Annotated in this window: 20 protein-coding genes; 9 read left to right on the top strand and 11 right to left on the bottom strand. The window is 67.8% G+C overall.

All coding sequences use genetic code 11. The features are described from left to right. Positions 1-3 precede the first annotated feature (3 nt). The 5 genes from ON062_RS08160 to ON062_RS08140 all read right to left on the bottom strand — a co-directional run bounded on the left by ON062_RS08160 (position 4) and on the right by ON062_RS08140 (position 5,153). Positions 4-1,101 carry a crosslink repair DNA glycosylase YcaQ family protein gene (locus ON062_RS08160; RefSeq protein ID WP_274646630.1) on the bottom strand — a complete coding sequence of 366 codons (1,098 nt, stop codon included), beginning with the start codon at positions 1,099-1,101 and terminating at the stop codon, positions 4-6. A gap of 16 nt (positions 1,102-1,117) precedes the next feature. Continuing rightward, positions 1,118-2,104: an LLM class F420-dependent oxidoreductase gene (locus ON062_RS08155; RefSeq protein WP_274646629.1), complete on the bottom strand. Its 987-nt coding sequence runs from the start codon at positions 2,102-2,104 to the stop codon at positions 1,118-1,120. 114 nt (positions 2,105-2,218) lie between these two features. Further along, positions 2,219-3,199: a site-specific DNA-methyltransferase gene (locus tag ON062_RS08150; RefSeq protein WP_274646628.1), complete on the bottom strand. Its 981-nt coding sequence runs from the start codon at positions 3,197-3,199 to the stop codon at positions 2,219-2,221. After that, entirely contained in the window at positions 3,178-4,227 is a 1,050-nt protein-coding gene (locus ON062_RS08145; protein WP_274646627.1) for a biotin/lipoate A/B protein ligase family protein, read from the bottom strand. The genes ON062_RS08150 and ON062_RS08145 overlap by 22 nt, the downstream gene beginning before the upstream one ends. Before the next feature lie 74 nt (positions 4,228-4,301). Then, the gene (locus ON062_RS08140; protein ID WP_274646626.1) at positions 4,302-5,153 is read right to left on the bottom strand and encodes an alpha/beta hydrolase; all 852 of its coding nucleotides are present in this window, start codon (positions 5,151-5,153) and stop codon (positions 4,302-4,304) included. A 153-nt stretch (positions 5,154-5,306) separates the two neighbouring features. On the opposite strand from ON062_RS08140, the gene ON062_RS08135 reads away from it, so the two are divergent. Then, positions 5,307-5,747 carry a MarR family winged helix-turn-helix transcriptional regulator gene (locus ON062_RS08135; RefSeq protein ID WP_274646625.1) on the top strand — a complete coding sequence of 147 codons (441 nt, stop codon included), beginning with the start codon at positions 5,307-5,309 and terminating at the stop codon, positions 5,745-5,747. After that, on the top strand, positions 5,744-7,156 hold the full coding sequence (locus ON062_RS08130) for an MFS transporter (protein ID WP_274646624.1): 1,413 nt from the start codon (positions 5,744-5,746) through the stop codon (positions 7,154-7,156). Before ON062_RS08135 ends, ON062_RS08130 begins: the two co-directional genes overlap by 4 nt. On the opposite strand, the gene ON062_RS08125 is transcribed toward ON062_RS08130, so the two are convergent. From ON062_RS08125 to ON062_RS08115, 3 genes are all read right to left on the bottom strand, one after another. After that, on the bottom strand, positions 7,153-7,452 hold the full coding sequence (locus ON062_RS08125) for a D-arabinono-1,4-lactone oxidase (protein ID WP_274646623.1): 300 nt from the start codon (positions 7,450-7,452) through the stop codon (positions 7,153-7,155). The two genes, ON062_RS08130 and ON062_RS08125, sit on opposite strands and share 4 nt — an antisense overlap. A 44-nt stretch (positions 7,453-7,496) precedes the next feature. Then, positions 7,497-8,687: a nucleoside hydrolase-like domain-containing protein gene (locus tag ON062_RS08120; protein ID WP_274646622.1), complete on the bottom strand. Its 1,191-nt coding sequence runs from the start codon at positions 8,685-8,687 to the stop codon at positions 7,497-7,499. A 97-nt stretch (positions 8,688-8,784) separates the two neighbouring features. After that, the gene (locus ON062_RS08115) at positions 8,785-9,798 is read right to left on the bottom strand and encodes a LacI family DNA-binding transcriptional regulator (protein WP_274646621.1); all 1,014 of its coding nucleotides are present in this window, start codon (positions 9,796-9,798) and stop codon (positions 8,785-8,787) included. 86 nt (positions 9,799-9,884) lie between these two features. On the opposite strand from ON062_RS08115, the gene ON062_RS08110 reads away from it, so the two are divergent. From ON062_RS08110 to ON062_RS08080, 7 genes are all read left to right on the top strand, one after another. Next, the gene (locus tag ON062_RS08110; protein WP_274646620.1) at positions 9,885-10,256 is read left to right on the top strand and encodes an L-rhamnose mutarotase; all 372 of its coding nucleotides are present in this window, start codon (positions 9,885-9,887) and stop codon (positions 10,254-10,256) included. Further along, positions 10,253-11,419 carry an L-rhamnose isomerase gene (gene rhaI / locus ON062_RS08105; RefSeq protein ID WP_274646619.1) on the top strand — a complete coding sequence of 389 codons (1,167 nt, stop codon included), beginning with the start codon at positions 10,253-10,255 and terminating at the stop codon, positions 11,417-11,419. Before ON062_RS08110 ends, rhaI begins: the two co-directional genes overlap by 4 nt. A gap of 116 nt (positions 11,420-11,535) precedes the next feature. Next, positions 11,536-12,582: an alpha/beta hydrolase fold domain-containing protein gene (locus ON062_RS08100; RefSeq protein ID WP_274646618.1), complete on the top strand. Its 1,047-nt coding sequence runs from the start codon at positions 11,536-11,538 to the stop codon at positions 12,580-12,582. Between the two features lie 157 nt (positions 12,583-12,739). Further along, positions 12,740-14,776 (top strand): bifunctional aldolase/short-chain dehydrogenase, encoded by a 2,037-nt coding sequence (locus ON062_RS08095; RefSeq protein ID WP_274646617.1) that lies wholly within the window; start codon positions 12,740-12,742, stop codon positions 14,774-14,776. Next, complete coding sequence (locus tag ON062_RS08090) at positions 14,773-16,215, top strand: rhamnulokinase family protein (protein WP_274646616.1); 1,443 nt, start codon at positions 14,773-14,775, stop codon at positions 16,213-16,215. The genes ON062_RS08095 and ON062_RS08090 overlap by 4 nt, the downstream gene beginning before the upstream one ends. 199 nt (positions 16,216-16,414) lie before the next feature. Next, complete coding sequence (locus tag ON062_RS08085) at positions 16,415-17,392, top strand: serine hydrolase (RefSeq protein ID WP_274646615.1); 978 nt, start codon at positions 16,415-16,417, stop codon at positions 17,390-17,392. 61 nt (positions 17,393-17,453) lie between these two features. Continuing rightward, positions 17,454-17,612 carry a hypothetical protein gene (locus tag ON062_RS08080; protein WP_274646614.1) on the top strand — a complete coding sequence of 53 codons (159 nt, stop codon included), beginning with the start codon at positions 17,454-17,456 and terminating at the stop codon, positions 17,610-17,612. A 100-nt stretch (positions 17,613-17,712) separates the two neighbouring features. Here the strand turns inward: ON062_RS08080 and ON062_RS08075 are convergent, their stop codons facing one another. From ON062_RS08075 to ON062_RS08065, 3 genes are read right to left on the bottom strand one after another with little or no spacing between them, the layout of a single operon-like run. Continuing rightward, complete coding sequence (locus ON062_RS08075; protein WP_274646613.1) at positions 17,713-18,558, bottom strand: transglutaminase family protein; 846 nt, start codon at positions 18,556-18,558, stop codon at positions 17,713-17,715. Further along, complete coding sequence (locus ON062_RS08070; RefSeq protein WP_274646612.1) at positions 18,555-19,484, bottom strand: alpha-E domain-containing protein; 930 nt, start codon at positions 19,482-19,484, stop codon at positions 18,555-18,557. Before ON062_RS08070 ends, ON062_RS08075 begins: the two co-directional genes overlap by 4 nt. After that, positions 19,465-21,219, bottom strand: coding sequence for a circularly permuted type 2 ATP-grasp protein (locus tag ON062_RS08065; protein ID WP_274646611.1), 1,755 nt, complete (start codon positions 21,217-21,219; stop codon positions 19,465-19,467). Before ON062_RS08065 ends, ON062_RS08070 begins: the two co-directional genes overlap by 20 nt. Between the last annotated feature and the right edge of the window lie 8 nt (positions 21,220-21,227).

The raw sequence follows: 21,227 nt of genomic DNA, 5'->3' as shown, positions 1-21,227 counted from the left end.
CGGCTACTCCTCGATCCCCTGCGGCTCCAGACCCAGCCACGTCGCGAGGTCGCGAATCTCTGAGTTCACCGCAGCGCGCACCTCGTCGTCGAACACGCGATCCTCATGGATGGCGGCAACGCGGAACACACCGGCTTTGCGGTCAGCCGCGGCATCCAGCTTTCCGATGAGCTCGTCACCGTGCAGGATCGGCAGCGCGAAATAGCCCCACTTTCGCGCAGACTTCGGCTTGTACATCTCGAGCAGATAGTCGAATTCGAACAGCTCGCGAGCGCGTGCGCGGTCGAACACCAACCGGTCGAAGGGCGAGAGCAGGACCGTGCGCGGCTCGAAGGGCTCATCGAGGAGCGCGAGGGCTGCGGCATCCACTTGCCATCTCCCCGACACCGACTCGACGCTCACGGTGACGCCGGCGCGCCCCACATCGGTGCGCTCGATCGGGACGGCGACCGCCTTCGCTCGCGCGATCCCGAGGGAGCTCAGCCGTCGCTCGTCGCGAAGGGTACGCGCTTCATCAAGCGGGATCTCGGGGATGTCGGGCGGATACACGCGCTCGGCGAGATCCCACCGGCGTTCGCGCCCGTCGCGCCCCGCGATCGCGACCTCTCCGCGGGCGAGCAGGATCTCGAGCATCTGCGTGACGTTGCGGTTGTTGGTCCAGCCGCTCGAGGGCCACGGAACCTGCGCGGTGTCGGCGATGTGCGAGGTGGGCAACTCGCCCTCCGCGGCCAAGCGGTCGAGAATGTCCTGCCGAAACTGCGGGTTGGCCGCGAGCCAGTCGCGAGGTTTCTCGTACCGCGGCCACGCGCGCATCTCCGCGGCGAACAGCGGCAGATCACTCATGGCGCGGTAGGCGCCCTCGAACTCGAAGACCGCACGGTCACGTTCGGCAGCGGCGGTGAGCATTCCCGTGTCATACGGCTCGCCGATGCGGCTCCACAGCAGGTGGTGCTCACACGGCATGACCGCCGCCGTCGGGTCGATGTTGAGCAGGGTGAGTTGCTCGACGACCTCGACGACGTCACCGGGGCGGCGGGCATCGAGTTGCTGCGCACGCACCGCGATGCGTCGCGCGTCACGGCGACTGAGCGTGCGCACCACGATGCCCTCCGCGCGGTCAGCGCAGCGCGGAGATCACCTCGCGCTCGAACAGGTCGACGCCCGAGCGGTCGTACGCCGCCTCGGGGAAGTAGTGGATCGCATAACCCAGCCCGTGCGCCTCGCGCTCAGCCAGCCGCTCGACGACCTGGTCGACCGCGCCAAAGGCCGGCGACGAGAGGTAGTCGTTCTCGATCGCGTCGGCGCGCTCCTGGCCGACGTGCGGCAGCAGGCGGCTCTTGATTGCCGCAAGGCGATCACGCGCCTCAGCCTCGGTCGCGCCGACGATCGTGTTGAAGTTCGACGACCGGGTAATGGTGTCGAAGTCGCGACCGCGCGCTTCGCAGTGCTCGCGCAGCACCGCGCTCTTGTGATCGAACTCTTCTACCGAGCCGGCGAAGTTGGTGTAGTCGGCGTACTGAGCCGCGATCTTGAGCGTGACCTTCTCGCCTGCGCCTGCGATCCACAGCGGGATTCCGCCCTCCTGCAGCGGCTGCGGCTGCACGATGGCGTCATCGACCTGGTAATACTTCCCGTCGAGGGTTGCCCGACCGTTCTTCCACGCCTGCGACATGATGTCGACGCCCTCGCGCAGCATCCCGAGCCGCTCTCCGATCTTCGGGAAGCCGTAGCCGTAGGCCCTCCACTCGTGCTCGTACCACCCGGCGCCAATGCCCATTTCGGTGCGGCCCTGCGACACGATGTCGACCGTGGCCGCGACCTTCGCGAGGTACGCCGGATTGCGGTACGACATGCAGGTGCACATCTGGCCGAGGCGGATGCGACTGGTGGATGCCGCGAAGGCCGCCATGAGCGTCCAGGCCTCGTGAGTGGCCTCCTCGGTTGGCAGCGGCACGGTGTGGAAGTGGTCGTACACCCACAGCGATTCCCACGCCCCCTCGTCGGCCTTCTGCGCGAGCGTGGCCATGACCTGCCACTGCTGCGAAGGGTCGATGTCGACGAGATCCAGGCGCCAGCCCTGGGGGATGAAGGTTCCGAAACGCATGGGATTCAGCATAGGGCGTGTCGTGGGATCGCTCCCGGTGGCGGGCGAGCGAAGCGTAGCCAGTCGCAGGGCGTGGGCGCTCATCCCCGTCGCGGGGTCAGCCCCGACGCGTGGTCAGTCGCTGTGCGGCGACGACGACGCGATGCGCGCGTGCGGCATCCGTCTTCTCATCACCGCGACCGCGTCGCCACTGCTGTCGACAAGCACGGCATCGCGGCCGAGGGCAGACGCCACCGCCCCCGTCGTTCCGCTGCCAGCGAAGAAGTCGAGGACGCGGTCGCCCGGCCTGCTCGAGGCCTGCACGATGCGGCGGAGGATCCCCTCGGGTTTCTGCGTGGGGTAGCCCGTTTTTTCGCGACCGGTCGTCGGGACGATCGTGTGCCACCACACGTCGGTGGGGAGCTTCCCGCGGGCCGCTTTCTCGGGAGTGACGAGGCCAGGCGCCATATAGGGCTCGCGGTCGACGGCCTCAGAGTCGAACCAATAACGCGTGCGGTCTTTGACGTACACCAGGATCGTGTCGTGCTTCGTGGGCCACCGCTTGCGCGTCTTCGCACCGTAGTCGTACGCCCAGATGAGCTCGTTGAGAAACTGCTGGCGCCCGAAAAGGGCGTCCATCAGTACTTTCGCGTAGTGCGCCTCGCGGTAGTCCAGATGCACGTAGAGCGTGCCATCGTCGGCCAACAAGCGCCAGGCCTCGACCAAGCGCGGCTCGAGGAAGCCCCAGTAGTCGTCGAAGCGATCGTCGTACGCCCGCAGATCGCCGCGCAATCGCTGGTACTCCAGCCCATGGAAGCCCCGCCGCACGATGGGCGGGCGGTCATCGTGCGCAGAACTCCGCGCTTTTGCGCCCGGTTGCTCGGAAATCTCGCCATCGGCGGTGGATTCGCCGTCTTGTGGTGAAGTTCTGGTGGCCGTTTCGAGCGCGCGCTCCTGCGTGCGCCCCGTGTTGAAGGGCGGGTCCAGGTAGATCAGGGTGAAGGCGCCATCGTCGAACCCGCGGATGATCTCGAGGTTGTCGCCGTGGTGAATCTCGACGTCGCCGCGGCCGTCCGGCGCGGATGCGATCTCGGTCACGGAACGCGGCGCAGCCACGCGTCCGTCGCGAACTTCGACTGCACCAACGCCTCGGCCTCGGCATACTCGTCGGCGGTGATTTCGCCCTCCACCGCCCCGTACATCGTCGCGAACGTGTGCTTGAGCCGGTCGATGATCGCCTCGCGCGGCAGGCCCGTCTGGCGTCGCAGCGGATCGACGCGCTTCGCCGCCGAGGTGGTGCCCTTGTCGCTGAGCTTCTCGCGCCCGATGCGCAGCACCTGCGTCATCACTTCGCCATCCATGTCGTAGCTAAGTGTCGCGTGATGCAGCACACCGCCGTTGGCCAAACGCTTCTGGGCGGCGCCGCCGATCTTGCCCTGCGGCGAGGCGATGTCGTTGAGCGGCTGATAGGTGGCGTCGATGCCGAGCGAGCGCAGTGCGTGCAGCACCCAGTCGTCGAGGAACGCGTACGAATCGGCGAACGTGAGGCCCTGCACGAGTGATGCAGGCACGTACAGGGAGTACGTGACGATCGAGTTGGCACCCATCATCATGGCCCCGCCGCCCGAAATCCGTCGGACGACGTCGTAGCCGTGACGCGCGGCGCCCTCGGGGTCCACCTCGTTGCGCAGCGACTGGAACGAGCCGATCACGACGGCGGATTCGTTCCACTCCCACAGTCGCAGGGTGGGCCGGCGCCGCCCGTCCCCCACGCGGGAGGTAAGCACCTCGTCGAGCGCGAGGTTCATGGCCGGAGACACCGGTCGCTCGTGCACAACCTCCCAGTCGAAGTCCTTCCAGCCGGGTGCCGTCACCAGGGCGCGGCGCACGGCGGTCCCGACTGCCTCGGGCGTGAAGCCCAACAACTGAGCGCCCTCGGGCAGAGCGGCCCGCACCGCGGCGGCGATCGTCGCGACGTCGGCCTCTACCGGGAGCCCGTTCACCGCACGGTCGATGTCATCGAGCGCGTCATCGGGTTCGAGGAAGAAATCCCCCGCGAGGTGGAAGTCGGCGATGCGACCGTTCTGTTCTTCGAGGTCGACGACAACGAGCTTGCCGCCGGGAACCTTGTATTCGCCGTGCATGGGTTCAGCCTATTGCCCGCGCTTCCCCGAGCGAGGGGCGGACTTCGCTATCGCGTCAGTGTCGGGCGGCGAGGTCAGTCGCGGGCAGGGAAGCGGGTGTCGAGCCAGGCGAGCAGATCGCCGCGCACGTCCTCCTGCGTCACGTCGTTGAAGATCTCGTGGCGCGCGTCGGGGTAAACGAGCGTGGTCACGTCGGTCAGGTGCGAGCGCTCCCGGTACGCGGCGGCCAGCTTGTGCACGCTGCGCGGGCCGCCGACGGTGTCGTCACGCCCCACCATCAGCAAAGCAGGAATGTCGTAGCCGAGATCCTTGCGCGGCAATCCGTAGAGCCGCGCCGCGTCGACGACGCCGAACAACTGCAGCAGCGGCGTGCTGGTGGTCAGAGGGTCCTCGAGGAAGGCGTGGCCCACCGCGAGGTCGGATGCGAGCCACTCGGTGCCCATCGCATCCTTCGCCTTCCACGGCGCGTTGAGGTCGCCGCCGTTCAGCGACCCGGGCCAACGGAGCGCGGAACCGCTCAGGACGAGCGCGTCATAGGCTTCCGGATGCTCGTTCACGAGCATCTGTGCGAGGAATGATCCCCACGAGTGACCGAGAAGGATCAGCGGTAGGTCAGGGTTCTCGTCACGAATGAGGCGCGTGAACTGCCACGTGGCGGCAAGCGCGGCCCGCAGACCCCCGGGGCCGAGGCGGCCCAGCTTGTCGGCGTCACCGTCGTGCTGCTTCATCCCCGTTCGGCCGTGCCCGCGGTGATCATCGGCGTACACGATGTAGCCGTTCGCGGCGAGGGCCTCAGCCAGTGCTGCATATCGCCCCGCGTGTTCGCCGACACCGTGCAGCAGCTGGACGACTGCGCGGGGGGTGGTTGATGCGGGATGAACGTCGTACACGATCGCGATGCCGTGTGCATCGATGAACTCGGGCATGCCGAGAAGTCTAAGCACGGCGGCGGCAAGTCGCGGCATCCACATTCGCTAGATAGTCGGGCGAACCGCGATCTGACCCGGCGTCGACAACGCAGATGACCACGTCAACTCATTTGCTTAGCAAGACTAATGAGCTATGCTAACGAGTTGACGATGACGAACTCTGATACTTCTCCGAGCCTGCCCACGCCGGCGGCGCAGTTGCGCACAGCCACATTCCGCCTCGCCCGACGCATGCGCACGCAGCGCGCTGTCGATTCGATGAGCGACGGCCAATTCGCCGTCCTCGCCGCCCTCTGGGTGCACGGCGATCACACACTCGGCGAGCTCGCCGATCGCGAGCGCGTAACCGCACCTTCGATGAATCGAACGGTGAACTGCCTGCAGGAATCGGGCTATATTGCGCGCACCGCCGACGAGAACGACAAGCGCAAGGTCGTCATCTCACTCACCCCGAACGGGCGCGCGGTCGTAGACGAAACGGTCAGTCGCCGTGATGCGTGGGTCGAAGAAGCCCTCGCCGAACTGACGGATGCCGAGCGGCAGACCCTCGCCGACGCGGCGCTCATCATGCAACGGATGGCCGCCCGATGAGCGCCATGTTCCGCTCGTTCTCGGTCTTCAACTACCGCGTATGGTTCATCGGCGCCCTCGTGTCGAACGTCGGCGCGTGGATGCAAGCCACGGCGATCAGCTGGGTCGTGCTGACCGAGCTGACCGACAACGACGCTGGTGCCATGGGCATCACCATGGCGTTGCAGTTCGCACCGCCGCTCCTGCTCGTCGGCGTCACCGGTCTGGTGGCCGATCGCTTCGACCGCCGCGAATTGCTCTTCGTCACCCAGGGCGCGCTCATGGCGCTCGGGCTCGCCATCGGCGCACTGTTGTTCGCGGGCGTCATGACGCTGCCGCTGATGTACGGCTTCGCCCTCGCGCTCGGCGTCGTGGCCGCTTTCGACAATCCGACCCGTCAAGCGTTCGTCTCCGACCTCGTCGCCCGCGAGAACGCATCGAATGCGGTCGCGCTCAACGCCGCATCCTTCAACGCGGCTCGCATGATCGGCCCGGCGGTGGGCGGAATCGTGATCGTCGCCGTCGGCACCGGGTGGGTATTCGTGGTGAACGCCGTGACGTTCCTGGCGATGCTCGGCGCACTCGCACTCATCCGCCCTCACGAGTTGATCCCGCGCGTGAAGGCGCCGGGGTCGTCGCGACTGGCGGACGGTTTCAGGTACGTCGCGAAGCGACCCGACCTGATGGTGACGTTCGCGATGGTGTTCCTCATCGGCGCGTTCGGTATGAACTTCCCGATCTTCGCCTCCACCATGGCGCTCGAGTTCGGGCGAGACGCCGACGGGTACGGGCTCCTCAGTTCGATCCTCGCGGTGGGCTCGCTCGCCGGCGCCCTGCTCGCCGCACGCCGCGATCGGGCACGCATTCGCGTGGTCATCGGCGCCACGCTTCTGTTCGCCGCGGCGGGCACAGTGTCGGCATTCATGCCGTCGTATTGGCTATATGCCGCAACGCTCATGTTCACCGGATTCGCGGTGGTGACGATGCTCACCACCGCTAACGGCTATGTGCAGACGACCACCGATCCGACCCTGCGCGGCCGCGTGCTCGCCCTGTACATGGCGATCCTCATGGGTGGCACTCCTGTCGGCGCACCCGTGATCGGCTGGGTCGCAAACGAGTTCGGCCCGCGCGCGGCCATCCTCCTCGGAGCCGGCGCCGCCATCGTGGCGTTCACCATCGGAGCGACGTGGCTCGTGGCATCCGGCCGCCTCCACCGCAACGAAGAGCGACGCTTCCGGCTCACGATCGACGAGACACGACCGCTGAGCGTTGTGCCGGCGCCCGAAGAGTTCAGCGACCAGATTGCGCAGACCACCCCGATCCCGCTGCCCACCGACGATGACTTCGCTCGCCGCGCACCCGCGCGTGGACCAGCGCCCGCGCGCACGAACACCGACACGCAGACCACGCGCCCGCCCGCGGCCTAATTACGCGCCTCGCGCGCGCCGACCCGCACCAGGTGTTCGTTGACGAACCGGCCGTCCGGGTCGAGGCGTTCGAACACCGCGCGGGCATCGGCGAGGCGCGGGTGGACCCGCTCGATCGCCGGCCGGTCAAAGGCGTGCACCTTTCCCCAGTGCGGCCGGGCACGAAACGGCGCGAGCGCGCTCTCGACGTCAGGTAGCACGGCGGCGACGCCTGCAGGATCATTCACCCACGTGAAGTGGATGGCGATGCTGTCGCGCCCAGACGCGGGGCTCAGCCAGAGGTCGTCGGCGGCCATCGTGCGCAGTTCGCTGGCGGCGCGCAGGTCGAGCGGGCCCAGAACTAGCCGACGGTGAGAATCACGCGACGATACGTCTTGAGGGGTCGCTCGGCGTCGTCGGTCGCTTCGACGACGATGTGGATCGTGTCGCCGGGGCGCGCCGACTCGGGCACCTGCACACGCGCGACTTCACCCGCCTCGCTGACCTCGATCGGTCCTCGGTACGTGCTCGCCTCGCGATAGTGCCACCAGTGGATCGATACGTCGTCGCCATCGGGATCCGACACCGACGCGATCAGCGCCACACGGCCTCCCGCGCGCACCTCGACGTCGAGCCCCGTGGTCACCTCGATCTCGGGATGATGGTTACCCTCGGCGTACTCGGGCGTCGTGCTCCACCGCACGCGCTCGGCGAAGTCGGCTTGCGCATCGTCGAACCAGCGAGAGACCGATGTCTCACCCTCGGGCCCGACGCCTGCCTCTTCATCGGCCCTGTCACTGACGCCTTCGACGGTCCATGTGTCGAGGTCTTCGTCGATCGGGCGGGCGCGTCCTCCCCACCCGCCGTAGCTCGGGTGCTCATGCCCACGAAGACCAGGCGAAATGAGGGGCAGCATGTGCGGATACGTCCACAGATCGCTCGTCACCTCAACAATGCGCAGGTCGGGCCACGCCTCGAGCAGCGCGCCGCCGAAGACCGATTCCGGCTCGACGAGGGTGGTGATGATCGCCTTCGAAGACACAGAAGACCGGATGCTGTCCCAGTCGTCGTCCTCGCCGTGGCGTTCTTCGATGAGGCCGAGGGCTGCCTCGACCGAGCCGCCGCCTTCCCACACCTGCAGATACACCGGACCGTTCTCTTCGCCGAGCAGGATGTCTGCGATCAGCTCAGCCGCGGGCGAGACGCCGCCGTCGACGCCGCGAGTGTCGCGCTCAAGCGAACGCACGTAGTCAGGGTCGGGGTAGCGCTGGTCGTGCGCCGACAGGTTCGGGTAGGCGTCTTCGTACTTGTCGAGCGCCTTGCCCACGAAGGGGTTGTCGGGGTGAACGATCGCCTCGAGCCGGATCTCGGTGCTGAACAACAGCAGCCCGATCAGCGAGGGCGGGTCATCGAATGCCGAGTCGATCGTGACAATCGTGCGCGGCCTGTCGGCGAGGGGACGGACCGGAGCGGGAGGGTCGGGCACCACGTGCCGCTCGGTTCCGCGACGGGTCGCCGTGCTCGCCGCCATCATCTCTACGTGGTCAATCATCGAGCACCTCCGCGGGCGTGTTCTCACGATTGCCCGCGCTTCGACCCTACGTCGATCCCCAGACAGTCACAAACGCACAGCCGGCGAAGTGAGGCCGTCAGCGCGGGCGCCGAGTGGACTCGCGCACCACAAGTTCGGGCTGGAATCGCACCGCGCGCTCGTGGTCGCCGTCCGGCTGCGCAAGGTCTTTCAGCAAGAGGTCGGCGGCCGAATACCCGATCAAATGCGCGGGTTGGCGAATCGAACTGAGTGGCACCACGGTCGCCGACGCGAAGTCGATGTCGTCGTAGCCGATCAGCGCGATGTCGTCGGGGACGGCGATGTCGCCCATGATCGCGAACGCCTGCAGGGCGCCGACCGCGAGAAGGTCGTTCGCTGCGAATACCCCATCGGGCCGGTCGGCCGGTGCGCGCCCGGCGATGATCTGGCCTGCTTCTCGGCCGTGCAGCACGGTGAGCGCGGGCACTTCGATGACCTCGAGAACGGCGTCCGGATGCTGCGCCACCGCGCGACGGGCCCCCTCGAGCCGGTCTCGCACCTGACGAATGCCCATCGGCCCCGCGAGAAACGCCACGCGGCGGCATCCGCCCTCGAGAAGATGCCCCACGGCCAGAAAGCCGCCCTCGATGTCATCGACGGCGACCGACCCGAAGCCCTCATCCGATGTCTCGCGATCGACGAGGATCACCGGAACCCCGCCGTCGCGGAGCCGCTCGAGCGACGACAGATCCTCGGTCGTCGGCGAGACCAGCACGCCGTTCACGCGCTGCTCACGAAAGAGGTCGAGGTATGCGTGCTCGCGATCTTGGCGCTCGTCGCTGTTGCCCAACAGCACGGTCATGTTCTCTTCAGCGGCGCGCTCTTCTGCCCCGCGCGCGATCTCAGCGAAGAACGGGTTGCCGACGTCGAGCACCACCAGGCCGATGCTGCGGCTGCGACCGGCGCGCAACTGACGAGCGGCATCGTTACGCACGAAGCCGAGCTCGGCGATCGCGGTGTGCACGCGCTCGACCGTGGCCGGTGACACCTTCTCGGGCCGGTTGAGCACGTTCGACACTGTCCCCACAGAGACGGATGCCGCCAGGGCGACGTCTTTGACGCTGACTGACACGATTCACCCACTTCCCGTTGCGAAAACGATACATGGCACGTATGCTTTGAAACGATTCACACCTCTTGCCATCCAGGAGCCCCTCAATGACGAGCACCACCGCGACGACGCGAGTCTGCTTTCAACTGCAGGTGAAGCCCGAGCTTCTCGAGGAATACATCGCCCGCCACTCGCCCGTCTGGCCCGACATGCTCGCCGAGATCGCGGCATCCGGACGACGCAATTACTCGCTGTTTCTCGGCGACGGCGGCCGACTGATCGGCTACTACGAGACCGATGACGACGCGGCCGCGCAGGCGTATCTGGCGAACTCCGAGGTCGCCGCGCGATGGGAGGCCGAAATGGGCCGCTTCTTCGTCGGCCTCGAAGGCCGCCCAGACCAGGCCGCTACGCCCCTGACCGAAGTCTTCAACCTTCACGACCAACTCACCGCCACGACAGAAAGCGACGCATCGTGAGCATTCTCACCACCGACATCCTCGCCACGCTCGAAGAGCAGGGCATCGAACTCCCCTCGTGGGCGTTCGGCAACTCTGGCACGCGCTTCCGCGTGTGGACCACCGAGGGCACCCCGCGCGACCCGTTCGAGAAGATCGCCGACGCCGCACAGGTGAACAAGTACACCGCCCTCGCGCCGAGCGTCGCCCTGCACATTCCGTGGGACAAGGTCGACGACTACGCGGGTCTGCGCTCCTACGCCGAGGACCGCGGCGTGAAGCTCGGGACCGTCAACTCCAACACGTTCCAGGACGAGGACTACAAGTTCGGCGCCCTCACGCACCACAACGACCGCATCCGTCAGAAGGCAATCGACCACCACATCGAATGCATCGACATCATGGATGCCACGGGCTCCCGTGACCTGAAGATCTGGCTCGCCGAGGGCTCGAACTACCCCGGCCAGATGGACATGCGCGGCCGCCAGGACCGCCTACAGGACTCGCTGCAGAAGATCTACGCGCGCCTCGGCGACGACCAGCGACTGGTGCTCGAGTACAAGTTCTTCGAGCCGTCGTTCTACCACACCGACGTTCCCGACTGGGGCACCTCGTACGCCCAGGTGGTCGCCCTCGGCGACAAGGCATCGGTCTGCCTCGACACCGGCCACCACGCCCCCGGCACCAACATCGAGTTCATCGTGATGCAGCTGCTGCGCCTCGGAAAGCTCGGCTCGTTCGACTTCAACTCGCGCTTCTACGCTGACGACGACCTCATCGTCGGTGCGGCCGACCCGTTCCAGTTGTTCCGCATCATCTTCGAAGTCGTGCGCGGCGGGGGCCTGAACAACCCCGACGTGGCCTTCATGCTCGACCAGTGCCACAACGTCGAAGACAAGATCCCCGGCCAGATCCGCTCGGTGCTGAACGTCCAGGAGATGACGGCGCGCGCGCTCCTCGTCGATCGTGAGGCTCTGGATGCCGCTCAGTCGGCAAACGACGTGCTCGCCGCGAACGCCGTGTTCATGGACGCCTTCTACACCGACGTGCGTCCCGCGCTGGCGGAATGGCGCGAGAGCCGCGGACTGCCGGCCGACCCGATGGCCGCGTACGCGGCATCCGGATACCAGCAGCAGATCGCGGCCGACCGCGTTGGCGGAACCCAGGCAGGCTGGGGCGCCTGATTCAGACTGCTGAGGCGGCGGGCCCCGATCCCCGCCGCCTCAGCACCACCACCGAACAGGACCCGCCTCGAACAGGACCCACCTCCTCACGAGACCCACCTCCGAACAGGACAACGATGAGCGAACCGTACTCCGCAGCCGACGGGCTCGTACGCGTCTATCCGGCGCGGGAGCCGAACGGCGCCGGCCTGGTGTGGGCGCACGGCGGCGGATTCGCCTTCGGCGACGTCGACATGCCCGAGGGCGACTGGGTCGCCAGGCAGCTCGCCGCACGTGGCACGACCGTGGTGTCGGTGGACTACCGACTCGCTCCCGTCTCGGGCGCGTGGGCGTCGGGTCGCGGTGACGCTCCGCGGGCGGGGCACCACTACCCCGCGGCATCCGACGACATGATCGCCGCGTGGACCTGGGCGTGCGAGAACGCTTCGCGCCTGCGGATCGACATCACGCGACTGGCGATCGGCGGCGCGAGCGCCGGCGCGAACATCGCCGCCGGCGCCGTCCTGCGGTTGCTCGGTCGCGGGGGTGCGGGTGTCGCTGCGGCCGGCGCGAACTCAGTTGCGGATCCCGCTGCTGTGGTCGCAGGGGCTGACGCGCCCGGCGCAGAGGCTCCAACCGCCGAGGCTCCGGCTGCGGGAGTTCCGGCCGCGGGGGTTCCGGTGCCCGCGCTCGTCGTGCTCGCATACCCGACGCTGCTCGCGGTACAACCCGCACCTGATGCGGCGCTTCGCGCGGCGCTCGACGCCCAGCCCGGCGCCGACCGGTTCGGGCCGGCTGCCGTGCTCAGCATGTACGAGAACTACCTCGGCGGCGATGTGACGGGTGCCCCTCTCGGCGCCGTCCCGGGCCTCGCCACCGCCGAGGACGTAGCCCAGTTCCCGCCGACGCTCATCGTGAACGGTGAGGTTGACGAGTTGCGCGTCTCAGGCGAGGCGTTCGCCGCGACTCTCGCCACCGCCGGCCGCGAGGTCACGGTGTTGGCCGAGGCCGGTACCGAGCACGGCCACCTGAACCGGCCGGCCGAGGCCGCGGCACCCATCACCATCGAGCGCTTCGCTCGCGCGCTCGCTTCCCTCCCGTCCCCCTCGCAATCCACCTCCTCCGCTCCACCCGCCCCGTCCGCTCCACCCCCACAATCTGTCCTCACGCCCGACAGATCCTGAGGGCGGAGCACCGACCGCCGCGACCCGCCCCGGCTCCGCCCCCAAAAGTTGCTGGGGAAACGGACAGATTTTGGGGGCGGAGCGAGGGGTAACGACGACGGGCCGAGCAACCACCAACTTTCAGACAACTCAGACCAACAGACCGAAGGAACATCGCATGACGAATCCCACCGCTGCCGACTTGATCGCCCGGAGCAACCGGCTCGGCGCAGATCCGAAAAACACCAACTACGCCGGCGGCAACACGTCGGCCAAGGGCACCGAGACCGACCCGGTCACCGGTGAGCCCGTCGAGCTGCTGTGGGTGAAGGGTTCGGGCGGCGACCTCGGCACTCTCAAGGAGCAGGGCCTCGCCGTGCTGCGCCTCGACCGCATGCGCGCGCTCGTGAACGTCTACCCCGGCCTCGAGCGCGAGGACGAGATGGTCGCCGCCTTCGACTACTGCCTGCACGGCAAGGGCGGGGCGGCCCCGTCGATCGACACCGCGATGCACGGCCTCGTCGACGCGAACCACGTCGACCACCTGCACCCCGACTCGGGCATCGCGATCGCCACCGCGAAGGACGGCGAAGCGCTCACCGCCAAGATCTTCGGCGACAAGGTCGTGTGGGTGCCGTGGCGCCGCCCCGGCTTCCAACTCGGTCTCGACATCGCTGAGATCAAGGCGAAAAACCCGCAGGCGGTCGGCTGCATCCTCGGCGGTCACGGAATCACCGCGTGGGGCGACACGTCCGAAGAGTCCGAGCGCAACTCGCTGTGGATCATCGAGACAGCTCAGGCCTACATCGACGCGAACGGCGATGCCGCACCGTTCGGCTTGCCGCGCCCCGGCTTCGGCGCCCTCGCGACCGAAGAGCGCACCGCGAAGGCGGCCGCGCTCGCGGCAACGATCCGTGGCCTCGCGTCGACCGACAAGCCGATGGTCGGCCACTTCACCGACGACGAACGCGTGCTCGAATTCCTCGAGTCCGCGAAGGCGCCCGAATTGGCCGAGCTCGGCACGAGCTGCCCCGACCACTTCCTGCGCACCAAGGTCAAGCCGATGCTGCTCGACCTGCCCGCCGACGCGTCCGTCGAAGACTCGATCGCGCGTCTGAAGGAACTGCACGAGGCGTACCGCGCCGACTACCAGGCGTACTACGACGCGCACGCGACCGCCGAGAGCCCCGCGATCCGCGGCGCCGACCCGCTGATCGTGCTCGTCCCCGGCGTAGGCATGTTCTCGTACGGTGCCAACAAGCAGACCGCCCGTGTCGCCGGCGAGTTCTACCTCAACGCCATCAACGTGATGCGCGGCGCCGAGGCCCTGTCGACCTATACGCCCATCAGCGACGCCGAGAAGTTCAACATCGAGTACTGGGCACTCGAAGAGGCAAAGCTGCAGCGGATGCCGAAGCCGAAGACCCACCAGGGCCGCATCGCATTCGTGACGGGCGCGGCATCCGGTATCGGAAAGGCGATCGCGACCCGCCTCGCCGCCGAGGGCGCGTGTGTCGTCGTAGCCGACCTCGACCTCGAGAAGGCGCAGGCCGCAGCCGCCGAGCTCGGCGGCACCGACGTCGCAATCGGCGTCGCCGCCAACGTGGCCGACGCCGAGGGCGTCCAGGCGGCGATCGACGCGACTCTGCTCGCGTTCGGCGGCATCGACCTCGTGGTCAACAACGCCGGCCTGTCGCTGTCGAAGCCGCTGCTCGAGACCACCGAGAAGGACTGGGACCTGCAGCACGACGTCATGGCGAAGGGCTCGTTCCTGGTTGCGAAGGCCGCCGCGAAGGCGCTCATCGAGCAGGGCATGGGTGGCGACGTTATCTACATCTCGTCGAAGAACTCGGTCTTCGCCGGCCCCAACAACATCGCGTACTCGGCGACCAAGGCCGACCAGGCTCACCAGGTGCGCCTCCTCGCGGTCGAGCTGGGTGAGCACGGTGTGCGCGTGAACGGCATCAACCCCGACGGCGTCGTGCGCGGTTCGGGCATCTTCGCCGCCGGCTGGGGCGCCAACCGCGCCGCGACCTACGGCGTCGCCGAAGAGGACCTCGGCCAGTTCTACGCAAACCGCACGATCCTCAAGCGCGAGGTCGTCCCCGAGAACGTCGCCGACGCGGTGTACGTGCTGACCGGCCCCGAGCTCAGCCGCACCACGGGCCTGCACATCCCGGTCGACTCGGGCGTCGCCGCGGCGTTCCTGCGATGACGGATGCCACGACAGCCGCACCCGTGAGCGGTGCCGTCGCCGCGGTCGACCTGGGTGCGACCAGCGGTCGGGTGATGATCGGCCGCGTGAAGGATGGCGTGCTCGACCTCGAGCAGGTCGCGCGCTTCCCGAACGGTCCGGTCGCCCATGCCGACGGTCTGCACTGGGACTTCTCGGCGCTGTACCGTCACATCGTCGACGGGCTCGCCGAGGCGTTCCGGCGTGAGCCGGCGATCGCGAGCATCGGCATCGACTCGTGGGCGGTCGACTACGGTCTGCTGCGCGACGGCGCCTTGGTGAGCGAGCCGTTCCACTACCGCGACGAGCGCACCGAGCGCGGTGTTGCGAAGGTTCACGCGACCGTGCCGTTCGATGAGCTGTACCGCCGGAACGGGCTGCAGTTCCTCCCGTTCAACACGCTGTATCAGTTCGCTGCCGACGCGGGTCTCGCTGACGCCGACCACGTGGCGTTGATCCCCGATCTCGTCGCGTTCCTGTTGACGGGCGCGCTCGCCGCCGAGCGGACGAACGCGTCGACCACGGGCCTCGTCAACGTCGAGTCCGGACAGTGGGATGCCACATTGCTCGACGAACTGGGGGTGGCGGCATCCGTTCTGCCCCCTCTGGTGAGCCCGGGCGAGAAGATCGGCACGCTGACCGGTGAGGCCGCGCAGCAGGTGGGCGCGGCTCTCGATGTCGTGGCCGTCGGGTCGCACGACACCGCATCGGCCGTCGTGGCCGTGCCGATGACCTCGCCGAACGCGGCGTATATCTCGTGCGGCACATGGGGCCTGGTGGGCGTCGAACTCGAGGCTCCGGTGACGTCGGATGCCGCGCGCGAGGCGAACTTCACCAACGAGGGCGGCGTCGACGGGCGCGTGCGATTCCTGCACAACGTGACGGGTCTGTGGCTGCTGAGCGAGTCGGTGCGCGCGTGGGAAGAGGAGTCGGGCACGAAGATCGACCTGCCCGAGTTGCTGGATGCCGCGAGTTTCGCCGGCGACGGCACCGCGATCTTCGACGCGAATGACCCGCGCCTGTCGGCTCCGGGTGACATGCCAGCGCGCATCGCCGAGGTGTTGCGGGAAGCCGGCCACACCGTGCCGACGACCCACGAGGGTCTGACGCGGAGCATCGTCGAGAGCATCGCGCAGGCGTTCGCCGACGCGGTGCGCACGGCGGGCGAGCTCACCGACCGCGAGATCGACGTGATTCACATCGTCGGCGGTGGTTCGCTCAACCGCCTGCTGTGTCAGGCGACCGCGGATCGCTCGGGCGTCGAGGTGGTCGCCGGACCCATGGAAGCGACCGCGATCGGCAATGTGCTGGTGCAAGCACGCGCCCACGGATGGTTCGGGCCGGATGCCACGCTCGAAACGCTCCGCGCCGCGGTGACGCGCTCGTTCACGCCCGTCCACTTCGCCCCGCGTTCCGCGTGATGCCCGCACCCGCCCACCCTTCCCCTCTTCCCCGTCGAGTACACGTGTTGTCGCCGAGTGCACGGCTTATCCGCGTAGCAAAAGCCGTGTACTCGGCGAGTTCGTGTGCTCTCGACGGCAGAGGCGTGGGGCGTGGGGCGTGCCCCGAGGGCGCGGGGGACGGCACGACCCGGGACCGGAGCGTCGATAAGGTCGTGACATGACTGCATATTCCGCTGCGTTCGACTGGGCGTGCCGCCACGTGAGCGATGAGCGCCTGCCCTCCGCGGTGGTCGGCATCGCCACCGCCGAAGGCGTCGTGGCGCTCGACGCGTTCGGGGCGACCGGCACACGCACGGCGAAGGTCGACGACCACTATCGCCTCTTCTCCATCACGAAGCCACTCGTCGGCCTGGTCGCCGCCCGCGCGATCGAGCGCGGCTTGCTCACACCCGAAACGGCGCTGAGTACGGCCATCCCCGAGTTCGGTCAGAATCGCGAAGATGCCGTCAAGCTCACGCACCTCGCCAGTCACACGTCGGGCATCTCCGAGCCGCCTCTTGATCCGGCCAAGCCGCTGCGCGAACTGCTCGTCACGCAGGGGCGCGACTTCGCCGCCGGCTCGGCGTCGCGCTACTCGACCCTCGCGTTCGAGGGCATCGCCGCGATGACCGAGCACGTGACCGGCGTCTCGTGGCCCGATGCAGTCGCCGAGTGGGCGACACAGATCGGCGCCGACGGATTCACGCTGGACGAAGCATCCAACCCTCATGAAGTGACGGATGCCGCGGCCGCCGGCCTTGACCTCGACCGCTTCTTGGCAGGGCGGAACCCCGGTGCCGGACTCCTCGGGCGCGCGAGCGACCTCCTCCAGTTGGGTTCGGCGCTGCTGCGGAACGAGGGCGACGTCGTCGCTCCCGCCACTTTGGCGATGATGCTTCGTCCCCTCACCGGCGACATCCCGCGGCTCGACCCGTACCCGGTCGAGCGTGGCCAGGACTGGGGCTTCACGTGGAACCTGCGCACACGCGCGCCGGGTCTTGTCGACCGCGACTGCTTTGGGCACGGGGGTTGGGCGGGCACCGAGTTCTGGGTGCACCCGAGCGCCGGTGTGGCATGGGTGCTGCTGACGAACCGCGCGCAGCGCCCGGGCGTCGACATAGACGAACTCGACAACGCGGTGATCAGCGGACTCTAGCGGCTCAGCCGCTGGCTCTCGCAGGCCTTGCGCCGAGCTCTCAGCGGCATAGCGTGGTCACATGGACAACGCTCGTACCGATGACGCCTCCGCCCACAGCGCCCCCACCGAGGACGCCCCGACGGGCGGCGACGACACCACCGAACAACAGCTCGACGCAGACAACCCCGCCGAAGAAGACACGCTGAAGACGCTCGACCCCGACGACGCTCCCGCCTGACCGCGGCGCCGCGGAGCGTCCGCGGCACGCACGAGCGTCCGCGTCACGCGGGTACGGTGCGGGGCACACGCGGGTGCGGGGCACACGCGGCGCCCCGTGATCACGCCTCGCGGGTGATCGTCACCTTCACATGCAGGTTCGACTTGAACGGGCCGGCGTACACACCGCGCAGGGGTGGCACGTCGCCGTAGTCGCGACCGCGCCCCACGAGGACGTGGCGATCGCCGATCTCGATGTTGTTCGTAGGGTCGAAGCCCCACCAATCCCCTGCGAACCACTCGACCCAGGCGTGCGATTCACCCGTGACGGCGACGCCGACCTCAGCGTCGGGGCGCGGGTGCAGGTAGCCCGACACGTACCGGGCCGGGATCCCGACGGCGCGCAGCGCACCCAGGGTGATGTGCGCGATGTCTTGGCACACGCCCTTGCGCGCTTCCCACGCCTCGGTGGCCGTGGAGTGCACACCCGTGACGCCGTGCATGTATTCCATGGCATCCCCGATAGCGAGCGCGATGGCGTGCGCGGCTTCGCCCGGGTGGGTGTGTTCGGAGGCGATGCGACGCGCGAGGTCAGCAACCTCGGCGTGCGGGCGCGTGCGATTGGTCTGCGACAGCTGTTCGACGGTTTCGATGAGCTTGCTCGAGTCGCGCTCGAGGTCGGCCCACGAGTACTCCACGTGCTCGATCGGGCGCGGGCGCACCTCGACGAGCGACTTCGCCGTGATGGTGAGTGAACCGTGCCCCGACAGCACGTCGAAGGCGGCCACGCGCGTACCGAAGTAGTCGACGTACTGGTTAACGCTCGTCGAGGGCTCGATGTCGAGCGACGAGTTGAGCACGAACTGGCTGTCGGTCGAGCCCGGGAGCATGCGCGCCTCGTTGTACGACGCCGACACCTCGCCCTGGTAGCCGAAGCCGGTCTGGTGTTCGATGCGAAGGCGCTTCATGAGATCTCTCCGATCCAGCTGGGCTCTGCCTGTGTCGGGAAGAAGCGAGATCGGATCGCTTCGGATGCTTCGCGCGTGACGGTCTGTACGGCCTGCATGTGCGACGGAAGCTCTTGCAGGATCTCGGTCAACGGCGAGTACTCGAGGTCGTTGCGGATCTGCCCCAGAGCGCGCAACACCTGGTTGGAGTGCCCCACGCGGTCGGCGCGGGGGTCTATCGCGCTCATGCACTCTTCGGCCCGCTGGATCGAGTAGATGATCGATCGGGGGAACAGCCGGTCGAGCAGCAGGAACTCCGCCGCGTTGCGAGCGCTGGGCATCCCGCGGTACGTGCGCAGGTACGCCTCGTATGCGCCGCACGAGCGAAGGATCGTCGTCCATGAGGGGCCGGATGCTTCGGTCAACGATCGCGTGGCGAGCATTCGCGCCGTCATGTCGGTGCGTTCGATGCTGCGCCCGAGGGTGAAGAACTGCCACGCCTCGTCGCGCGAGGTGGACGAGTCGACCATGCCGACCGAGAGCGCAGCGCGCTCACGCACCCACTGGAAGAACTCGTGCACCTTATCGGTCTGAAGCCGTCGCGGCATGCGGGCGTTCGTGGTGTTGAGCGTCTCCCACAGTTCGGTCGAGACGATCTCGCGCGCGCGGCGTGCATTCTCACGCGCGGCGGTGAGCGCGTAGGCGATGCTCGACGGGTTCATGCGGTCGACGGCGAGGTGCTGCAGCACGTCTTCGCGGCGCACCTCACCGTCGGTGCTGACGGGCGAGCCCATCACTCCCAACAGCGAACGGCACGCGGTGTCCTCGTCGATCCACGGATCTTCGAGGAGCAACTGCAGGTGCACATCGAGGATGCGCGCGGTGCCGTCGCTGCGTTCGATGTAGCGTCCGATCCAGAACAGCGATTCAGCGATCCTCGACAGCATTGCCGGTCATCTCCTCCGAAGCGGCAGCGTCGTCGCGCTGCTGTTGTTGTTGCTCTTGCTGCTCGGTGGTCGATCTGGGTCGATCCTGCGGCGAATGCGAGGGCTGCGGTTGCCCGTCGTACACGATCGGGATCGACGAGGTCGGTGGCGGCGCGTCGTCGGGGTAGATGATCGGAATAGCCGACGTCGGTGTGGCTTGATCGGCCACGAGGCCGGGAAGACCACGGCCCTGCCCGTACTCCACGTGTCCGGGGGCCGAGCCGCCGATCACCCACGTGTCCTTCGAGCCGCCGCCCTGCGACGAGTTGACGACGAGCTGACCTTCGGGCAGCGCCACGCGCGTGAGTCCGCCCGGCAGCACCCACACGTCCTCTCCGTCGTTGACGGCGAAGGGGCGCAGGTCTGCGTGACGCGGCCGCATTCCGTCCTCGACGAGGGTGGGAATGGTCGACAGCATCACCACCGGCTGGGCGATCCATCCGCGGGGATCGGCGAGCAGTCGCTTGCGCAACGCTTCGAGTTCGGCGGGCGAAGCATCCGGCCCCACCACGAGCCCCTTGCCACCCGAGCCGTCGACGGGCTTGACCACGAGTTCATCCAGGCGATCGAGGACCTCTTCGAGCGCGAGCGGATCTTCGAGCCGCCACGTGTCGACGTTCTTGAGGATCGGCTCTTCGGCGAGGTAGTACCGGATGAGGTCGGGCACGTAGGTGTAGAGCAGCTTGTCATCGGCGACGCCGTTGCCGACCGCGTTGGCGATCGTGACATTGCCGAGCCGCGCGGCCAGCATGATGCCGGGCGCACCGAGCATCGAGTCGGCGCGGAACTGCAGCGGGTCGAGGAAGTCATCATCGACGCGGCGATAGATGACGTCGACACGCTTGGGGCCGCGCGTGGTGCGCATGAACACCTTGCCGCCGATGCACAGCAGATCGCGACCTTCGACGAGTTCGACACCCATGAGGCGTGCGAGCAGCGTGTGCTCGAAGTACGCAGAGTTGTAGACGCCGGGGGTGAGGACGACCACGTTGGGCTCTTCGATGCCCGCAGGGGCCGAGGCGCGCAGGGCCGCGAGCAGCTTGTTGGGGTACTCGCCGACCGGGCGCACGCGCATCGAGACGAACAACTCGGGCAGGGTTTGCGCCATGACCCGACGGTTCGAGATCACGTAGCTGACACCCGAGGGCACGCGCACGTTGTCTTCGAGAACGCGCATCTCGCCGTTCTCGTCGCGGATCAGGTCGATCCCGGCGACCTGGATGCGCACACCGTTGGCGGAGTGGATGCCAGCGGCTTGGCGGTAGAAGTACTGCGACGAAGCGATGAGTTTGGCGGGCAGAACGTCGTCGCGCACGCAGTACTGGTGCCCGTAGGCGTCGTCGAGGAACGCCTCGAGCGCCTGCACGCGCTGCTTCACACCGGCCTCGATGTGCGACCACTCGTCATACGCGATGACGCGAGGCACGGCGTCGAGGGGGAACGGGCGCTCTTCGCCCGCGAAGTCGAAGGTCACACCCTGGGCGAGGTACGAGCTGGCGAGCGATTCGGTACGCCCGCGCAGTTCTTCTTGCGTCATTTGCGCGAGCTGCTGATACAGCTCGCGATAGTCCTGACGCGACTCGGCCGGGGCGCCGGGATGGGCGCCGTTGCCGAACATTTCGTCGAACGCCGGAACACCCGATGCCGTCTTGCGTGGCGTGAGCGTCGAGCCGTACCCGTCGAAAAGATCTCCCATGTCACGAG

It is taken from the genome of Microbacterium sp. C7(2022), assembly GCF_028823665.1.
Taxonomy (GTDB): domain Bacteria; phylum Actinomycetota; class Actinomycetes; order Actinomycetales; family Microbacteriaceae; genus Microbacterium.
Note: the sequence above shows the minus strand (reverse complement) of the source record. Positions and strands in the feature narration are given on the sequence as shown.

Excerpts from the sequence above, each read along its gene's own strand:
- ON062_RS08155 (WP_274646629.1), bottom strand. The coding sequence starts at position 2,104 with ATGCGTTTCGGAACCTTCATCCCCCAGGGCTGGCGCCTGGATCTCGTC.
- ON062_RS08145 (WP_274646627.1), bottom strand. The coding sequence starts at position 4,227 with ATGCACGGCGAATACAAGGTTCCCGGCGGCAAGCTCGTTGTCGTCGAC.
- ON062_RS08140 (WP_274646626.1), bottom strand. The coding sequence starts at position 5,153 with ATGCCCGAGTTCATCGATGCACACGGCATCGCGATCGTGTACGACGTT.
- ON062_RS08135 (WP_274646625.1), top strand. The coding sequence starts at position 5,307 with ATGACGAACTCTGATACTTCTCCGAGCCTGCCCACGCCGGCGGCGCAG.
- ON062_RS08130 (WP_274646624.1), top strand. The coding sequence starts at position 5,744 with ATGAGCGCCATGTTCCGCTCGTTCTCGGTCTTCAACTACCGCGTATGG.
- ON062_RS08125 (WP_274646623.1), bottom strand. The coding sequence starts at position 7,452 with ATGGCCGCCGACGACCTCTGGCTGAGCCCCGCGTCTGGGCGCGACAGC.
- ON062_RS08120 (WP_274646622.1), bottom strand. The coding sequence starts at position 8,687 with ATGATTGACCACGTAGAGATGATGGCGGCGAGCACGGCGACCCGTCGC.
- ON062_RS08110 (WP_274646620.1), top strand. The coding sequence starts at position 9,885 with ATGACGAGCACCACCGCGACGACGCGAGTCTGCTTTCAACTGCAGGTG.
- ON062_RS08100 (WP_274646618.1), top strand. The coding sequence starts at position 11,536 with ATGAGCGAACCGTACTCCGCAGCCGACGGGCTCGTACGCGTCTATCCG.
- ON062_RS08095 (WP_274646617.1), top strand. The coding sequence starts at position 12,740 with ATGACGAATCCCACCGCTGCCGACTTGATCGCCCGGAGCAACCGGCTC.
- ON062_RS08090 (WP_274646616.1), top strand. The coding sequence starts at position 14,773 with ATGACGGATGCCACGACAGCCGCACCCGTGAGCGGTGCCGTCGCCGCG.
- ON062_RS08085 (WP_274646615.1), top strand. The coding sequence starts at position 16,415 with ATGACTGCATATTCCGCTGCGTTCGACTGGGCGTGCCGCCACGTGAGC.
- ON062_RS08080 (WP_274646614.1), top strand. The coding sequence starts at position 17,454 with ATGGACAACGCTCGTACCGATGACGCCTCCGCCCACAGCGCCCCCACC.
- ON062_RS08075 (WP_274646613.1), bottom strand. The coding sequence starts at position 18,558 with ATGAAGCGCCTTCGCATCGAACACCAGACCGGCTTCGGCTACCAGGGC.
- ON062_RS08070 (WP_274646612.1), bottom strand. The coding sequence starts at position 19,484 with ATGCTGTCGAGGATCGCTGAATCGCTGTTCTGGATCGGACGCTACATC.
- ON062_RS08065 (WP_274646611.1), bottom strand. The coding sequence starts at position 21,219 with ATGGGAGATCTTTTCGACGGGTACGGCTCGACGCTCACGCCACGCAAG.